This is a genomic window from Burkholderia sp. BCC0419, from assembly GCF_902830285.1.
GTDB lineage: Bacteria > Pseudomonadota > Gammaproteobacteria > Burkholderiales > Burkholderiaceae > Burkholderia.
Window position 1 is genome coordinate 1 of record NZ_CADESR010000007.1, and the last position, 14981, is coordinate 14981.

Genomic DNA, 14981 nt, shown 5'->3' on the forward strand with positions numbered 1-14981 from the left:
GCTGTCGTGCTGGTTGTCGCGCAGGAACATTTCCGTCGCGGGCAGCGCCGACCATTCGGTGATCGCGTTCATCTTGATCGTCTTCGCCTGCTCGTCGGTGAGCAGCGAAGCGTCGAACTTGTCCCACGGAATGTCCTTCTCCATGTCCCAGCGGACAGCTTCGAGCGACCTGTAAAGTTCCGGATAAAGCATGGTGTTCATGATGGTCCCACCCCTGTTCTGCGCAATGCGACTTCTCTAAACGTGACTGTTGCCGCGCAAGCGCGCCACGCGCGCTTTTTGCAGCCAAGACTCTAATTTTACGCGGGAAACCGGCCCGCCGGACGTCGATTCCTCGTCCGGCGGCCAGGCGGCCGCGTTGCCGCCGTTGGGCATGCCGCCACCCCGCTCCGTTCGGGCGGAGCCGGGCGCGCGTGCCTGAGTGGGGGCCGGCGCTGGCCGGCTCGGTGGCGCGCCCGTCCCCTGCCCCAGGCGGGTTCCCCGAAAGGTCCCGTGCGGATGCCGGATCGGCGGGCTGCTCGATATGGTGTATACGGCGGCGGCCATGATAGCACGCGTGCATGACGGTTCCGAGACGCCTGGCCGGTCGCGCGCCGCCCACCGCGGTGCGGCGATCTGTCGCGGCCGACCGTCGCGAAAACGCAACCTTACATTGTGCCTGCGCGTGTCAGACCCGCATTTCGCCGGTCGCGAGGCCGTCTTCCGGCGGCGTACCGGCCGCCGGCGCGCTGCTGCCATCCGCGTGCGCGATCCAGCCGGCGAGCGTCTCGCGCTGCGCCCGGCCGTCGCGGTAGCCGAGCTCGATCAGCTCGCACGTGAAGGCCTCCTCGAACAGCAGGTAGCTGGCAAACGATGCACCGGCCGGCTGGCTGCCGCCGATCGCGCCGAGCAGCCCGCGCATCGTCGCCGGCATCTGCTTCAGGTGCTTCGCGGCAATCAGCTCGATGCGCTCGGACGGCGCGATCGCGAGCACGTCGACGTGCCGCCAGCCGCTGTCGACCTCGATCTGGTGCGGCAGGTGCTCGATCATCCGGTTGATGTGCTCGATCCGTTCGATGTCCGAGCCGATCGAATCGAGGAACACGCTCGCGAGCACCTGCTGGCCGATCTGCGCAAGCGTCGGGTAGCCCCGGGGCCGCCCCGCGCCGTTCGCGGCCGGAATCTCGGGCCGCGGATCGGCCGCGCCGACGACGACGATCCGGTGCGCGCCGAAATGGATCGCCGGCGACAGCGGCGCGATCTGCCGGATCGAGCCGTCGCCGAAGTACTCGATCTGCCCGTCGAGCACGAGCGGCACGGCTGGAAACACGAACGGAATGGCCGACGACGCGAGCAGGTGCGACGCCGACAGGTCGACGAGCCGCGCGGTGCGCTGCGCGCGCCGCCACGCCTGGATCGGCTCGGCGGCCTGGTAGAACGTGAGGTGCCGGCCGCTCGAATAGCTGAGCGCGGTGATCGCGAGCGCGTGCAGCTGGCGCGCCTCGAGCATCTGCTCGATCCGGTGAAAGCTCAGCTCGCGCTGCAGCAGGTGCGCGAGCGGCGTGTTGTCGAGCAGCCCGCGCGGCGAGCGGCGGGCCGCCCAGCCGAACGTCATCGTCGCGAGCCAGCGCGCGCCGGCGGCCGCGATGCCGAGCCAGTCGGTGCGATACACGTATTCGGCGCGCAGCGGCTCCCAGAATTCGAGCAGGCGCCGCACGCCATGGGAAAAGTCGTCCGCGTGGCTCGCGATCGACGTCGCGTTGATCGCGCCGGCCGACGAACCGCACACGACCGCGAACGGCAGCGTGTTCCGTTGCGGATCGGCCTCGCGCGCGATCTCGGCCAGCGCCTTCAGCACGCCGACCTGGTATGCGGCGCGCGCGCCGCCTCCCATCAGAACGAGCGCGAGCCGCATGATCGACCTGCTACCTGCGCCGCGTCACGTCGAGCGCTTCGGCGGACGCGTGTCGGGCGACGAAGCGGCCGCCGCGCGCGCCGCGGCCGAACCGGACGGCTTCGCGCGCTTCGCGGCGGGCTTGCGCGGCGCGGTTGCGGCCGCAGCCGGCTTCGCGGCGGGTTCCGGCGCGGCAGCGGCTTCCGGCGGCGCCGCAGGCTGCATGCCCGGCTGCGCCATCGCGAGGCCCGCGAGCTGGTTGAATTGCGTCTGCAGCAGGTTCCACCAGCCGGCCGGGTCGAATGGCTGCTGCGCGGGGTCGCCTGCAGGCGCATCCGCGGCGGACGCCGCGGCATCGGCCGCGGGCGCGGGCTCACCCGCCGCCGCGGTTTTGGCGGCCTGCGCGGCGGCAACGGCCGCCTCCTCGGCCGCCGACATCGAACTTTGCGCGAACGCGCCGAACGCGCGCAGCGTCGCGAGCGTCGCGCGCTGCACCTCGAGCGCCTGGATCGCGGACTGCAGCATCCCGAGATTGAGCTTCAGCCACTGCTCGACCGCGCGCAGATCGGTGATCCGCTTGTCGAGTTCCTCGACGTTCGTGAGCGGCGACATCATGTCGGACATGCTCGACAGCGACGGCGGCAGCCCGTGCGTAGCGCCCGGAAACGGCGCCATCCCGCCGAACGGCGACATCCGCATCATGTCCCACATCCGGTCCATCATGTCGGCGGGCTGGAACCCGGCAAAGCCGGCGAAAGGGTTGGCGCCGGAGGCATCGGTCGTCATACGGGCATCCTGGTTGACTGGGGGAGCGAGGCGGCTGCCGTGCGTCGCGCAGCCGCGCGTGGTTCGATCATAGCGCGCACGTCAGAACGGCGCGTCGCCGGGGAACGCGGGCGGGCGCCGTTCGCGCAGCGAGCGAATGCCTTCCTGCACGTCAGGCCCCGAAAAACCCATGAATTCGAGCGCGAGCGACGTGTCGAAGGTCGGCCCGGCGGTGCGCAGCCAGTTGTTCAGCGCGTACTTGGTCCAGCGGATCGCCGACTGCGAGCCGTGCGCGAGCCGCTCGGCCACTTCGTACGCCTTCGGCAGCAGGTCGGCCGGCTCGACCGCGAGCGAGACCAGCCCGATCCGCTCGGCCTCCTCGCCGCTCACGGGCTCGCACAGCATCAGGTAGTACTTCGCCTTCGCCATCCCGCACAAGAGCGGCCACACGATCGCCGCGTGGTCGCCGGCCGCGACGCCGAGCCGCGTATGGCCGTCGATGATCCGCGCATCCCTCGCGGCGATCGAGATGTCGGCGAGCAGCCCGGCGACCAGCCCCGCGCCGACGGCCGGGCCATGCATCGCCGACACGATCGGCTTGCTGCAGTTGATCACGTTGTAGACGAGGTCGCGCGCCTCGCGCCACACGCGGGCGCGCACGTCGAAATCGTTCGCCATCGCCTCGACGAGCGCGAGATCGCCGCCCGCCGAAAAGCCCTTGCCTTCGCCGCGGATCACCGCGACGCGCGTGTCGGGATCGCGATCGACGTCGCGCCAGATGTCGGCGAGCTCGCGATGCATGCGTGCGTTCGCGGTCGCGAGGCCGCTGCGGTTCGCGCCCTCGCCGCTCATCACGATGTCGAGCACGCCATGGTCGCGGCGCGTCACCTTCAGTGCTTCGTAACCGCCATATGCGGCGAGATCGGCCATGCGCAGCTCCCGGGTTCTTGAACGCTTGAATCGAGTGTAGCCAAGCCCGCGCGGGCAAACATCAGGCGAAACCCGGCGCGCGGGCCAAAGCCGGGTTTCGCCGCTGCGTTGCGTCCGCCGCGAGGCTTATGCCGCGCCGTCGGGCGGGGCGACCGATTGCTCGATCGCGCCGAAGATCGACTTGCCGGCCGCATCGAACATCTCGATGCGCACGGTGTCGCCATAACGCATGAATTCGGTCTGCGGCGCGCCGTGCTCGATCGTCTCGAGGCAGCGCTTCTCGGCGATGCAGCAGTAGCCGCGCTTCGCGTCCTTGTTCGATACCGTACCGGAGCCGACGATCGAGCCGGCACGCAGGTTGCGCGTCTTCGCCGCGTGCGCGATCAGCTGGCCGAAGTGGAACACCATGTCGGTGCCCGCATCGGGCTGGCCGACCTTCTTGCCGTTCCAGTGGACGATCATCGGACGGTGCACGCGGCCCGCGCGCCATTCGTCGCCGAGCTCGTCCGGCGTGACGGCGACCGGCGCGAACGCGGTGGCCGGCTTGCTCTGGAAGAAGCCGAAGCCCTTCGCGAGTTCGGCCGGAATCAGGTTGCGCAGCGACACGTCGTTCACGAGCGTGACGAGCCGCACGGCCTTCAGCGCATCGTCGGGCGACGCGCTCATCGGCACGTCGCCGGTGATCACCGCGACTTCCGCCTCGAAATCGATGCCCCATTCCTCGGACGGGCACACGACGTCGTCGCGCGGCCCCAGGAAATCGTCGCTGCCGCCCTGGTACATCAGCGGATCGGTCCAGAACTCGGGCGGCATCTCGGCACCGCGCGCGCGGCGCACGAGCTCGACGTGGTTCACGTACGCGGAGCCGTCGGCCCACTGGAACGCGCGCGGCAGCGGCGCCATGCAGTTGGCCGGATCGAACGCGAACGTGTTGCGCGCGCGGCCGTGGTTCAGCGCGTCGTACAGGTCGCGCAGTTGCGGCGCGTAGAACGCCCAGTCGTCGAGGACGCGCTGCAGCGTCGGCGCGATCGCATCGGCAATCGCCGCGGTGTGCAGGTCGCGCGACACGACGATCAGCTGGCCGTCGCGCGTGCCGTCCTTCAGCGAAGCAAGTTTCATAGGGAGGATCTGCCGTTGTAGTGACGATGGAGGGAATCTATTTTACGATGGTGAATCCCTGCGGCGCGCCATGATCGCGCACGCCGTTTTCGCCCCGTTTCCTGTCGCATTTTCGCGCACCCGTTGCCCATGCCCGCCAGCCCGCTTCCCGACGACGATCTCGCCGACTCCGATACCGACGACGCCGCCTCCGGCGAACACGGCGAGAAGGTCCGTTCCGGCATCCAGTCGATCGAGGTCGGCTTCCGCCTGCTCGACGTGCTGACGAGCGAGCCGCGCGCGATGATGCTGCGCGATCTCGCGCAGCGCGCGGGCATGAGCCCGGCGAAGGCGCACCGCTATCTGGTCAGCTTCTCGCGGCTCGGCGTCGTGTCGCAGGATCCCGTCTCGGGCCGCTACGAGCTGGGCGGCTTCGCGCTGCAGATGGGCCTCGCGCGGCTCGCGCGCGTCGACGGCGTGAAGCTCGCGCGGATCGCGCTGACCGAATTCCGCGACCGTCTCGACCAGACGGTCGGCATCGCGGTATGGGGCAACCAGGGGCCGACGATCGTGCACTGGATGGAATCGAGCCATCCGGCGAAGGCGTCGCTGAAGCTCGGCGACGTGATGCCGCTGCTCGGCTCCGCGACGGGCCTGCTGTTCGCCGCGTACCTGCCGCGCAGCAAGACCGCCGCGATGCTCGAGCGCGAACTCGCCGATACGCGCCGCTCGCCGCACCACGGCGGCCCGCGCACGCTCGACGAAGTCGATGCGGTGCTCGCCGACGTGCGCGAGCACCAGGCCGCGCGCGTCGAAGGGATGCTGCTGCCGACGATCCACGCGTTCTGCATGCCGGTGTTCGACGCGGTCGGCGAACTCGCGCTCGCGATCGTCGCGCTCGGCCAGGAAGGCTCGTTCGACATCGCGTGGGGCGGCGAGATCGACACCGCGCTGCGCGCATGCGCACAGAAACTGTCTTACGAACTCGGCTATAGTCCCGACGCACGCGACGCCTGACGCATCCGGTTCACGCCACGTCACGCATCGCGAACGCGCGGCGCATCCGACGGTCCGATTTCTGTGGCGCGCGCCGCGCGCCCGACGTCACGCAAGCGCCCCGACCCTGTTCCGATGCCCATGCAGCCTGCCGACCTTCGCCCGAGTCACGCCCTGCCCCGCCGCTGGCTGCGCGTGGGCGTCGCGCTCGTCGCCGTGCTGGTGCTGCATGCGCTCGCCGGGTTCTGGCTGATGCGCAACCGCGAATCGTTCACGCCGCCGCCCGCTGACATCCCGGTGCAGATCGAATTGCTGAAACCGCAGCCGATCGAGCGCCAGCCTGCGCCGCCGGAGCCGAAGCCGGTCGAACGTCCGGCCGCGCCCAAGGCCGCCCCGCCGACACCCGCGCCGTCGCACGAGCCGGTCCTCACGTCGACGCAGACGGCCGAGCACGGCGAACCGCCGGCGGCTGCCGCGTCCGCTGCGAGCGGCACACCGGGAGCCGCGGGCGCACACGCCGCGTCGGCCGCAGGCGCCAGCGCCGCGACCCCGGGCCCCGCGACGAGCGGCGTGAAGTTCGCCGCGCCGCCGTCCGGCGACCTGCAGTACGACACGTTCTACAACGGCATGCAGAACATGATCGGCACGATCCGCTGGCGCACCGACGGGCACACCTACGACCTGTCGGTGTCGATGCCGGTGCCGTTCGTCGGCCCGTTCACCTATCGCAGCGAAGGCCGCATCGACGCATTCGGCGTCGCGCCCGACCGTTACGTCGAGAAGCGCGGCAAACGGCCGGAAGACATCGCGATCTTCAACCGCGAGATCCGGCAGGTCGTATTCACGCGCACGCCGAACAACGCGCCGCTGCCCGACGGCGTGCAGGACCGCTTCAGCATGCTGATGCAGTTGTCGGGGCTCGTGCGCGGCAATCCCGCCGCCTACAAGCCGGGCGTCACACAGCAGTTCTTCGTGATCGACAACAACAGCGGCGAGACCTGGCCGATCACCGTGATCGGCGACGAGCAGGTGCAGACGCAGTCCGGCATCATCGCTGCGCGGCACTTCATGCGCCTGCCGCGCCGCGACGGCGACACGCGCCGCATCGACATGTGGCTCGCGCCGTCGCTCGGCTGGCTGCCCGCGCGGCTCGTGCAGAGCGAGCCGAACGGTGCGCAGATCGAGCTGCTGTGGCACGGCCGCCTCGCCGCACCGAACGTGCCGGCCGATGCCGCACCGCCCAGCGGCGCAACGAACGCGCCCGCCGCCGCACCGGCAGCCGATGCATCGCCTGCGCCGCCCGCGGAACCGGCGCAATCGGCACCGCCCGCGACGATGCAACCACCTGCGTCATCGACTGTCACACAGTGAACGCGCGTGAATGCGCGCCAATCGGCAATTTCGACCGATTACAGATTTACAAAAAATGGCCGATGACACTCTTTAACAACTATTTCAGTCCACCGGCTCACAATGAGAAACGTTTGATAGACATCGGCTTCTAACCGATACACCCCACGCAAACGGGAGAACGGGGTGTGCAGCGCAAGCCCCTTGAAACCGGCAAGGCTTGCCCCACCTAGGGGACAACAAGGCCAGATGCCACTGCGAAGAGGAGTGCCGCCATGCAAATGATCTACAACAGCCCCAACTACTGCGTCGTCGAATTTGCGCCGCAGGCCGGCCATCACCTGATGAATGCCGGCGGATACGAAATCGTCGACAAGAACGCGCAGCGCGAAATCTTCATCGACGGCGAACTTGCCGAACGATTCCGCGCACACGTGAAGCAGCTGATCGAGGATGAACCGTCGCTCGACGAGGTCGACGAATTCCTCGGACAATTCGACAGCCTGATGATGATGCCCGTCGTGCTGCACTGACGACCCGCGGCCCGGCGCGTCACGCGGCCGGGCCATTCGCCGCGCATCGATGCGGCGCCGCGTGCACTCCGATCATGCCCCCGTCCGGTTCGCCGGCGGGGGCTTTCATTTGGCGGGCCGTCCGGCCGGCGCGGCGAGGGCGGCGACCGCTTGACGCACCGGCTACAATGACGGTTTTCCGTCTTCGCCGGTCTTCCGCCCATGTCTGCGACTCCTCTCGCCGCTTCCGTCCCGCTCGACGCGCCCTACACGCGCGGCGCCGCCCTGCCCGCGCTGCTGAAATCGCGCATCCTGATCCTCGACGGCGCGATGGGCACGATGATCCAGCGCTACAAGCTCGACGAAGCCGCGTATCGTGGCGAGCGCTTCAAGGATTTCCCGCGCGACATCAAGGGCAACAACGAGCTGCTGTCGCTCACGCAACCGCAGATCATCCGCGAGATCCACGACCAGTACTTCGCGGCCGGCGCCGACATCGTCGAAACCAACACGTTCGGCGCGACGACCGTCGCGCAGGCCGACTACGGGATGGAAGATCTCGTCGTCGAGATGAACGTCGAATCGGCGAAGCTCGCGCGCGAATCGGCCGCGAAATACGCGACGCCGGACAAGCCGCGCTTCGTCGCCGGCGCGATCGGGCCGACGCCGAAGACGGCCAGCATCTCGCCGGACGTCAACGATCCGGGCGCCCGCAACGTCACGTTCGACGAGCTGCGCACGTCGTACTACCAGCAGGCGAAGGCGCTGCTCGACGGCGGCGTCGACCTTTTCCTCGTCGAGACGATCTTCGACACGCTGAACGCGAAAGCCGCGCTGTTCGCGCTCGACGAGCTGTTCGAGGACACCGGCGAGCGCCTGCCGATCATGATCTCCGGCACCGTCACCGATGCATCGGGCCGGATCCTGTCGGGCCAGACCGTCGAGGCATTCTGGAATTCGCTGCGTCACGCGAAGCCGCTCACGTTCGGCCTGAACTGCGCGCTCGGCGCGGCGCTGATGCGCCCGTACATCGCCGAGCTCGCGAAGCTGTGCGACACCTACATGTCGTGCTACCCGAACGCGGGCCTGCCGAACCCGATGAGCGACACCGGTTTCGACGAAACCCCCGACGTCACGTCGGGCCTCTTGAAGGAATTCGCGCAGGCCGGGCTCGTGAACCTCGCGGGCGGCTGCTGCGGCACGACGCCCGAACACATCGCCGAGATCGCGAAGGCGCTCGCCGACGTGAAGCCGCGCCGCTGGCCGAACCAGTACAGCGATAACGCCTGACCCGACCGCCCCACGTCCTTCATCACCAGAATTCGCACCGCCATGACCGATCACATGATGCGCCTTGCCGGCCTCGAGCCGTTCAACGTCACGCCCGGGACGCTCTTCATCAACGTCGGTGAACGCACCAACGTCACCGGCTCGAAGGCGTTCGCACGGATGATCCTCAACGGCCAGTTCGACGAGGCGCTCGCCGTCGCGCGCCAGCAGGTCGAGAACGGCGCGCAGGTGATCGACATCAACATGGACGAGGCGATGCTCGACTCGAAGGCGGCGATGGTGCGCTTCCTGAACCTGATCGCGTCGGAGCCGGACATCGCGCGCGTGCCGATCATGATCGACTCGTCGAAGTGGGACGTGATCGAAGCCGGCCTCAAGTGCGTGCAGGGCAAGGCGATCGTGAACTCGATCTCGCTGAAGGAAGGCGAGGACGCGTTCCGCCACCACGCGAACCTGATCCGCCGCTACGGCGCGGCCGCGGTCGTGATGGCGTTCGACGAAACCGGCCAGGCCGACACCTACGCGCGCAAGACCGAGATCTGCAAGCGCTCGTACGACTTCCTCGTGAACGAAGTCGGCTTCCCGCCGGAAGACATCATCTTCGACCCGAACATCTTCGCGGTCGCGACCGGCATCGAGGAGCACAACAACTACGCGGTCGACTTCATCGAGGCGACCCGCTGGATCAAGCAGAACCTGCCGCACGCGAAGGTGAGCGGCGGCGTGTCGAACGTGTCGTTCTCGTTCCGCGGCAACGACCCGGTGCGCGAGGCGATCCACACCGTGTTCCTGTATCACGCGATCCAGGCCGGGATGGACATGGGCATCGTGAACGCGGGCCAGCTCGGCGTGTACGCCGATCTCGACGCGGAGCTGCGCGAGCGCGTGGAGGACGTGATCCTGAACCGCCGCGAGGATTCGACTGACCGCCTGCTCGAGATCGCCGACAAGTTCAAGGCGGGGGGCGCGAAGAAGGAAGAGAACCTCGAGTGGCGCAACCAGCCGGTCGAGAAGCGGCTCTCGCATGCGCTGGTGCACGGCATCACGACCTTCATCGTCGAGGATACCGAAGAAGTGCGCGCGAAGATCGACGCGGCCGGCGGCCGCCCGATCAACGTGATCGAAGGCCCGCTGATGGACGGGATGAACATCGTCGGCGACCTGTTCGGCCAGGGCAAAATGTTCCTGCCGCAGGTCGTGAAGTCGGCGCGCGTGATGAAGCAGGCGGTCGCGCACCTGATCCCGTTCATCGAGGAAGAAAAACGCCTGCTCGCGGAAGCGGGCGGCGACGTGCGCGCGAAGGGCAAGATCGTCATCGCGACCGTGAAGGGCGACGTGCACGACATCGGCAAGAACATCGTGTCGGTCGTGCTCCAGTGCAACAACTTCGAAGTGGTCAACATGGGCGTGATGGTGCCGTGCAACGAGATCCTCGCGAAGGCGAAGGTCGAAGGCGCGGACATCATCGGGCTGTCGGGCCTCATCACGCCGAGCCTCGAGGAAATGGCATACGTCGCATCCGAGATGCAGCGCGACGACTACTTCCGCGTGAAGAAGATTCCGCTCTTGATCGGCGGCGCGACCACATCGCGCGTGCACACGGCCGTGAAGATCGCGCCGCACTACGAAGGCCCGGTCGTCTACGTGCCCGATGCGTCGCGCTCGGTGTCGGTCGCGTCGAACCTGCTGTCGGACGAAGGCGCGGCGAAGTATCTCGACGAGCTGAAGTCCGACTACGAGCGCATCCGCGACCAGCACGCGAACCGCAAGCAGCAGCCGATGGTCACGCTTGCCGAGGCGCGCGCGAACAAGACCAAGGTCGACTGGGCCGGCTACCAGCCGGTCAAGCCGAAGTTCATCGGCCGCCGCGTATTCAAGAACTACGACCTGAACGAGCTCGCGAACTACATCGACTGGGGCCCGTTCTTCCAGACCTGGGACCTCGCGGGCCCGTACCCGGCGATCCTGAACGACGAGATCGTCGGCGAATCGGCACGGCGCGTGTTCTCCGACGCGAAATCGATGCTCGCGCGCCTGATCCAGGGCCGCTGGCTGACCGCGAACGGCGTGATCGCGCTGCTGCCGGCAAACACCGTCAACGACGACGACATCGAGATCTACAGCGACGAGTCGCGCTCGGAAGTGCTGCTCACGTGGCGCAACCTGCGCCAGCAGAGCGTGCGCCCGGTGGTCGACGGCGTGATGCGGCCGAACCGTTCGCTCGCCGACTTCATCGCCCCGAAGGAATCGGGCGTCGCCGACTACATCGGGATGTTCGCGGTGACGGCCGGCCTCGGCGTCGACGTGAAGGAAAAGCAGTTCGAAGCCGACCACGACGACTACAGCGCGATCATGCTGAAGGCGCTCGCCGACCGCTTCGCGGAAGCGTTCGCGGAAGCGATGCATGCGCGCGTGCGGCGTGAGCTGTGGGGCTATGCGAGCGGCGAGACGCTCGACAACGACGCGCTGATCGCCGAGAAGTACGCGGGCATCCGCCCGGCGCCCGGCTACCCGGCCTGCCCCGACCACCTCGTGAAGCGCGACATGTTCGACGTGCTGCATGCGGACGAGATCGGCATGAGCGTGACGGATTCGCTGGCGATGCTGCCGGCGGCGAGCGTGTCGGGCTTCTACCTCGCGCATCCGGACAGCCGCTATTTCTCGGTCGGCAAAATCGGGCAGGATCAGCTCGAGGACTACGCGAAGCGCATGGCGCTGTCGCTCGACGACGCGCGCCGCGCGCTTGCGCCGCAGCTGTAACTGATCGAGCCGCGGCACCTCAGCCGCGACTTGCCATCACGCGCCCCGATCCCGGGGCGCGTTGTACATCTTGCCATTCAATCAGGATAACTAATCTCAATATTAGCCGATCAGAGCCGCAGCCTCTCGACCCGACATTCGCCCCGCCATGCCCTCCTTCGAGATCAGGATCACCGACACACCGCTCGACGCCATCGGGCCCTTCCCGCCGACCCGCTACCGCGGCGAAAGCTGGGACCTGAGCCACTTGCGCCCGTTGACGTTCACATGCGATCTGGAAACCGGCTTCGACGTGACGGTCCTGGTCCTGTTCTCCTGTCACTGCTTCACACGCAGCTTCAAATGGGACGGACGCACCCGCGACGCCATTCCGGACGACGAGATCTACGACGACGGCCGCGAGACACGCGTACTCTGCGCGGAACGGTATCGCGCGTCACGGCAGCTGTTGCGCGGCGTGATCGTCGGGCTGGCGACGCGCCGGATCGTTGTCGCGGATGAACGGCAACCCAATTTCGTGACGGTGGAGACGGTCGCAGCGGACGGCACTCAACGCGTGTATGCCGTGTTTTTCGAGGTTGCGAAGGACCGGCTCAGGAAACGCCGGCTCATCCTGCGCGTGCAGTCAGCCTACATGCTGGATGGCGACCTGACCCGACGCCAGCGGGAAGCCCGGAAAGTCGCGTTGCGCACGTTGCTGCGCGCAAGCCTGGAAGGCCGCAAGATTCGAGCGTAGAAAAACCAACGGCCGCCTTTCGGCAGCCGTCGCATGCGGGACTCTCTTTCCGTCTTTCGACGAAATACCCACTCCAGGTGGGACCCGATTGCTCGGGCGGCGCTATGTTTTCGCACCCGCTTTCACATAGTCTTGCATTGAATTATAAGGAATTTTACCTTTCGGTCAAGGCAGGCGCCGCGCTGCCGCCCCGATTTCGCGCCCACCTTCTGCCCGGCGCAATTATCATCAGACAAAAGAAAAAACCCGCTCGAAGGCGGGCTTTTTCCTGTCTAGCGAACCTTTCGATTCGCCACGCAAGGAAGCTCAGAAGCCCCAGTGCACGTCGGCCTCGCCGGCCTTCGCTTCGCGCAGCATCGTCAGGAACGGCGCGACGCGCTGGGCCAGGCTCGGCGGCACTTCGTGGTGCGCGTGGTCGGCTTCGTCCTCGTGGAAATGGCCGGCGTGCTCGGCGCGCTCCTGCTTCGCCTGCGCGACCGCGCCTTCCAGCTTGGCGATCGCGTGGTCCAGTTCGTCGTGCGTAATCACACCGCGCTCGCCCAGCTGCTTGCCGACGAGACCCAGCACATACACGGCGAAATCCTTCAGCACGTCGAGATCCTGTGCCGCCTTGCTCTTGAACGTAATCATGACAATTCCCTTTTCATCTTGTTGTGCCTGCGCGGCGCGGTTGGGGAACGCCGACAGACCGGCGTCCGGCCTCGCGGACGCGGGCCGCCTGAGCGGCATATTAGCACCTGTTAAAATTCTGCGATCCCTGAAACGCGCGCTTAAAAAGCGCGCCGGCGGCCCGGCGTTTCCGGCCGCCACCAACGAAGCCTTCTACCAGCATGCTGCCAGCACACAAACAGACTCTCGAAGCCCTGCTCGCGGATAGCGTCAAGCAGGTCGCACACGCGCTGAAAGGCGCCGACGCGGCATTCGTCGCCCCGGCCATCACGCTGGAGCGCCCGAAGGTCGCCGCGCACGGCGACGTCGCGTGCAACGTCGCGATGCAGCTCGCGAAGCCGCTCGGCGCGAACCCGCGCCAGCTCGCCGAGCAGATCGTCGCCGCACTCACCGCGCAGCCGGCCGCGCAAGGCCTCGTCGAAGCCGCCGAGATCGCCGGCCCCGGCTTCATCAACCTGCGCCTGTCGGCCGCCGCGAAACAGGCGGTGATCGCCGCCGTGTTCGACCAGGGCCGCGCGTTCGGCACGTCGGATCGCGAGAAAGGCAAGCAGGTGCTGCTCGAATTCGTGTCGGCCAACCCGACCGGCCCGCTGCACGTCGGCCACGGCCGCCAGGCCGCGCTCGGCGACGTGCTCGCGAACGTGATCGCGAGCCAGGGCTACGCGGTGCACCGCGAGTTCTACTACAACGACGCGGGCGTGCAGATCGGCAATCTGGCGATCTCGACGCAGGCCCGCGCCCGCGGCCTGAAGCCGGGCGACGCGGGCTGGCCGGAAGCCGCGTACAACGGCGAGTACATCGCCGACATCGCGCGCGACTACCTGAACGGCGAAACGGTCGCCGCATCGGACGGCGAGCCGGTCAAGGGCGCGGGCGACGTCGAGGATCTCGACGCGATCCGCAAGTTCGCGGTCACGTACCTGCGTCGCGAGCAGGACATGGACCTGCAGGCGTTCGGCGTGAAGTTCGACCAGTACTATCTCGAGTCGTCGCTGTACAGCGAAGGCCGCGTCGAGAAGACGGTCGACGCGCTGGTCAAGGCCGGCATGACCTACGAGCAGGACGGCGCGCTGTGGCTGCGCACGACCGACGAAGGCGACGACAAGGATCGCGTGATGCGCAAGTCGGACGGCACGTACACCTACTTCGTGCCGGACGTCGCCTACCACGTGACGAAGTGGGAGCGCGGCTTCACGAAGGTGATCAACATCCAGGGTTCGGACCACCACGGCACGATCGCGCGCGTGCGCGCCGGCCTGCAGGGGCTGCACGTCGGAATCCCGAAGGGCTATCCCGACTACGTGCTGCACAAGATGGTCACCGTGATGCGCGACGGCCAGGAAGTGAAGATCTCGAAGCGCGCGGGCAGCTACGTGACGGTGCGCGACCTGATCGAATGGTCGGGCGGCGCAGCGGCGGGCCAGGAAGCGGCACCCGACCTGATCGACGAGGCGACCATCACGCGCGGCCGCGACGCGGTGCGTTTCTTCCTGATCTCGCGCAAGGCCGATACCGAGTTCGTGTTCGACATCGACCTCGCGCTGAAACAGAACGACGAGAACCCGGTCTATTACGTCCAGTACGCGCATGCGCGGATCTGCTCGGTGCTCAACGAACTGAAGTCGCGCTACAACGTCGACGTCGCGCAACTGCCGGGCGCCGACCTGTCGCAGCTGACCAGCGCGCAAGCGGCGTCGCTGATGCAGAAGCTGGCCGAGTACCCGGACATGCTCACGCACGCGGCGAACGAGCTGGCGCCGCACGCGGTCGCGTTCTACCTGCGCGATCTCGCTGGCGAATTCCACTCGTTCTACAATGCGGAGCGCGTGCTGGTCGACGACGAAGCGCCGCGCAATGCGCGCGCCGCGCTGCTCGCCGCGACCCGGCAGGTGCTGGAGAACGGTCTGGCGGTGCTCGGCGTATCCGCGCCCGCCAAGATGTAAGGATGTCAGCGCGGCCCCGAACCGGGCCGCGAATGGCCGCGGCAGCGCCCGCCGTCGGA

General features: G+C 67.6%; 12 protein-coding genes and 1 pseudogene. 7 read left to right on the top strand and 6 right to left on the bottom strand.

The window, feature by feature from the left end:
* The 5 genes and pseudogenes from HWW87_RS26865 to HWW87_RS26885 all read right to left on the bottom strand — a co-directional run.
* Positions 1 to 201, bottom strand: a pseudogene (locus HWW87_RS26865) (ferritin-like domain-containing protein); the annotation flags it as partial.
* Positions 202 to 667: 466 nt separating this feature from the next.
* On the bottom strand, positions 668 to 1894 hold the full coding sequence (locus HWW87_RS26870; protein ID WP_175822859.1) for a patatin-like phospholipase family protein: 1227 nt from the start codon (positions 1892 to 1894) through the stop codon (positions 668 to 670).
* Between the two features lie 24 nt (positions 1895 to 1918).
* Complete coding sequence (locus tag HWW87_RS26875; RefSeq protein ID WP_175822860.1) at positions 1919 to 2659, bottom strand: PhaM family polyhydroxyalkanoate granule multifunctional regulatory protein; 741 nt, start codon at positions 2657 to 2659, stop codon at positions 1919 to 1921.
* A gap of 81 nt (positions 2660 to 2740) precedes the next feature.
* The gene (locus HWW87_RS26880) at positions 2741 to 3568 is read right to left on the bottom strand and encodes an enoyl-CoA hydratase/isomerase family protein (RefSeq protein WP_175822861.1); all 828 of its coding nucleotides are present in this window, start codon (positions 3566 to 3568) and stop codon (positions 2741 to 2743) included.
* 126 nt (positions 3569 to 3694) lie between these two features.
* Positions 3695 to 4687: a fumarylacetoacetate hydrolase family protein gene (locus tag HWW87_RS26885; RefSeq protein WP_175822862.1), complete on the bottom strand. Its 993-nt coding sequence runs from the start codon at positions 4685 to 4687 to the stop codon at positions 3695 to 3697.
* Between the two features lie 129 nt (positions 4688 to 4816).
* Between HWW87_RS26885 and HWW87_RS26890 the strand changes: the two genes are divergently transcribed.
* The 6 genes from HWW87_RS26890 (at position 4817) to HWW87_RS26915 (ending at position 12310) form a co-directional block, all read left to right on the top strand.
* Positions 4817 to 5683 (top strand): IclR family transcriptional regulator, encoded by an 867-nt coding sequence (locus tag HWW87_RS26890; protein WP_027812547.1) that lies wholly within the window; start codon positions 4817 to 4819, stop codon positions 5681 to 5683.
* A gap of 114 nt (positions 5684 to 5797) precedes the next feature.
* Positions 5798 to 7033 (top strand): DUF3108 domain-containing protein, encoded by a 1236-nt coding sequence (locus HWW87_RS26895; RefSeq protein ID WP_175822863.1) that lies wholly within the window; start codon positions 5798 to 5800, stop codon positions 7031 to 7033.
* A gap of 254 nt (positions 7034 to 7287) precedes the next feature.
* Positions 7288 to 7545, top strand: a complete 258-nt coding sequence (locus HWW87_RS26900) for a DUF3567 domain-containing protein (protein ID WP_006477667.1) — start codon at positions 7288 to 7290, stop codon at positions 7543 to 7545.
* Between the two features lie 201 nt (positions 7546 to 7746).
* Positions 7747 to 8814: a homocysteine S-methyltransferase family protein gene (locus HWW87_RS26905; protein WP_175822864.1), complete on the top strand. Its 1068-nt coding sequence runs from the start codon at positions 7747 to 7749 to the stop codon at positions 8812 to 8814.
* Positions 8815 to 8856: 42 nt separating this feature from the next.
* Positions 8857 to 11574, top strand: a complete 2718-nt coding sequence (gene metH / locus HWW87_RS26910; protein WP_175822865.1) for a methionine synthase — start codon at positions 8857 to 8859, stop codon at positions 11572 to 11574.
* A 148-nt stretch (positions 11575 to 11722) separates the two neighbouring features.
* Positions 11723 to 12310: a hypothetical protein gene (locus tag HWW87_RS26915; protein WP_175822866.1), complete on the top strand. Its 588-nt coding sequence runs from the start codon at positions 11723 to 11725 to the stop codon at positions 12308 to 12310.
* A 306-nt stretch (positions 12311 to 12616) separates the two neighbouring features.
* Here HWW87_RS26915 and HWW87_RS26920 read toward each other — a convergent pair whose 3' ends face one another.
* Entirely contained in the window at positions 12617 to 12940 is a 324-nt protein-coding gene (locus tag HWW87_RS26920; RefSeq protein WP_011353361.1) for a DUF1840 domain-containing protein, read from the bottom strand.
* A gap of 200 nt (positions 12941 to 13140) precedes the next feature.
* On the opposite strand from HWW87_RS26920, the gene argS reads away from it, so the two are divergent.
* The gene (gene argS, locus HWW87_RS26925) at positions 13141 to 14922 is read left to right on the top strand and encodes an arginine--tRNA ligase (RefSeq protein WP_175822867.1); all 1782 of its coding nucleotides are present in this window, start codon (positions 13141 to 13143) and stop codon (positions 14920 to 14922) included.
* Positions 14923 to 14981 lie beyond the last annotated feature (59 nt).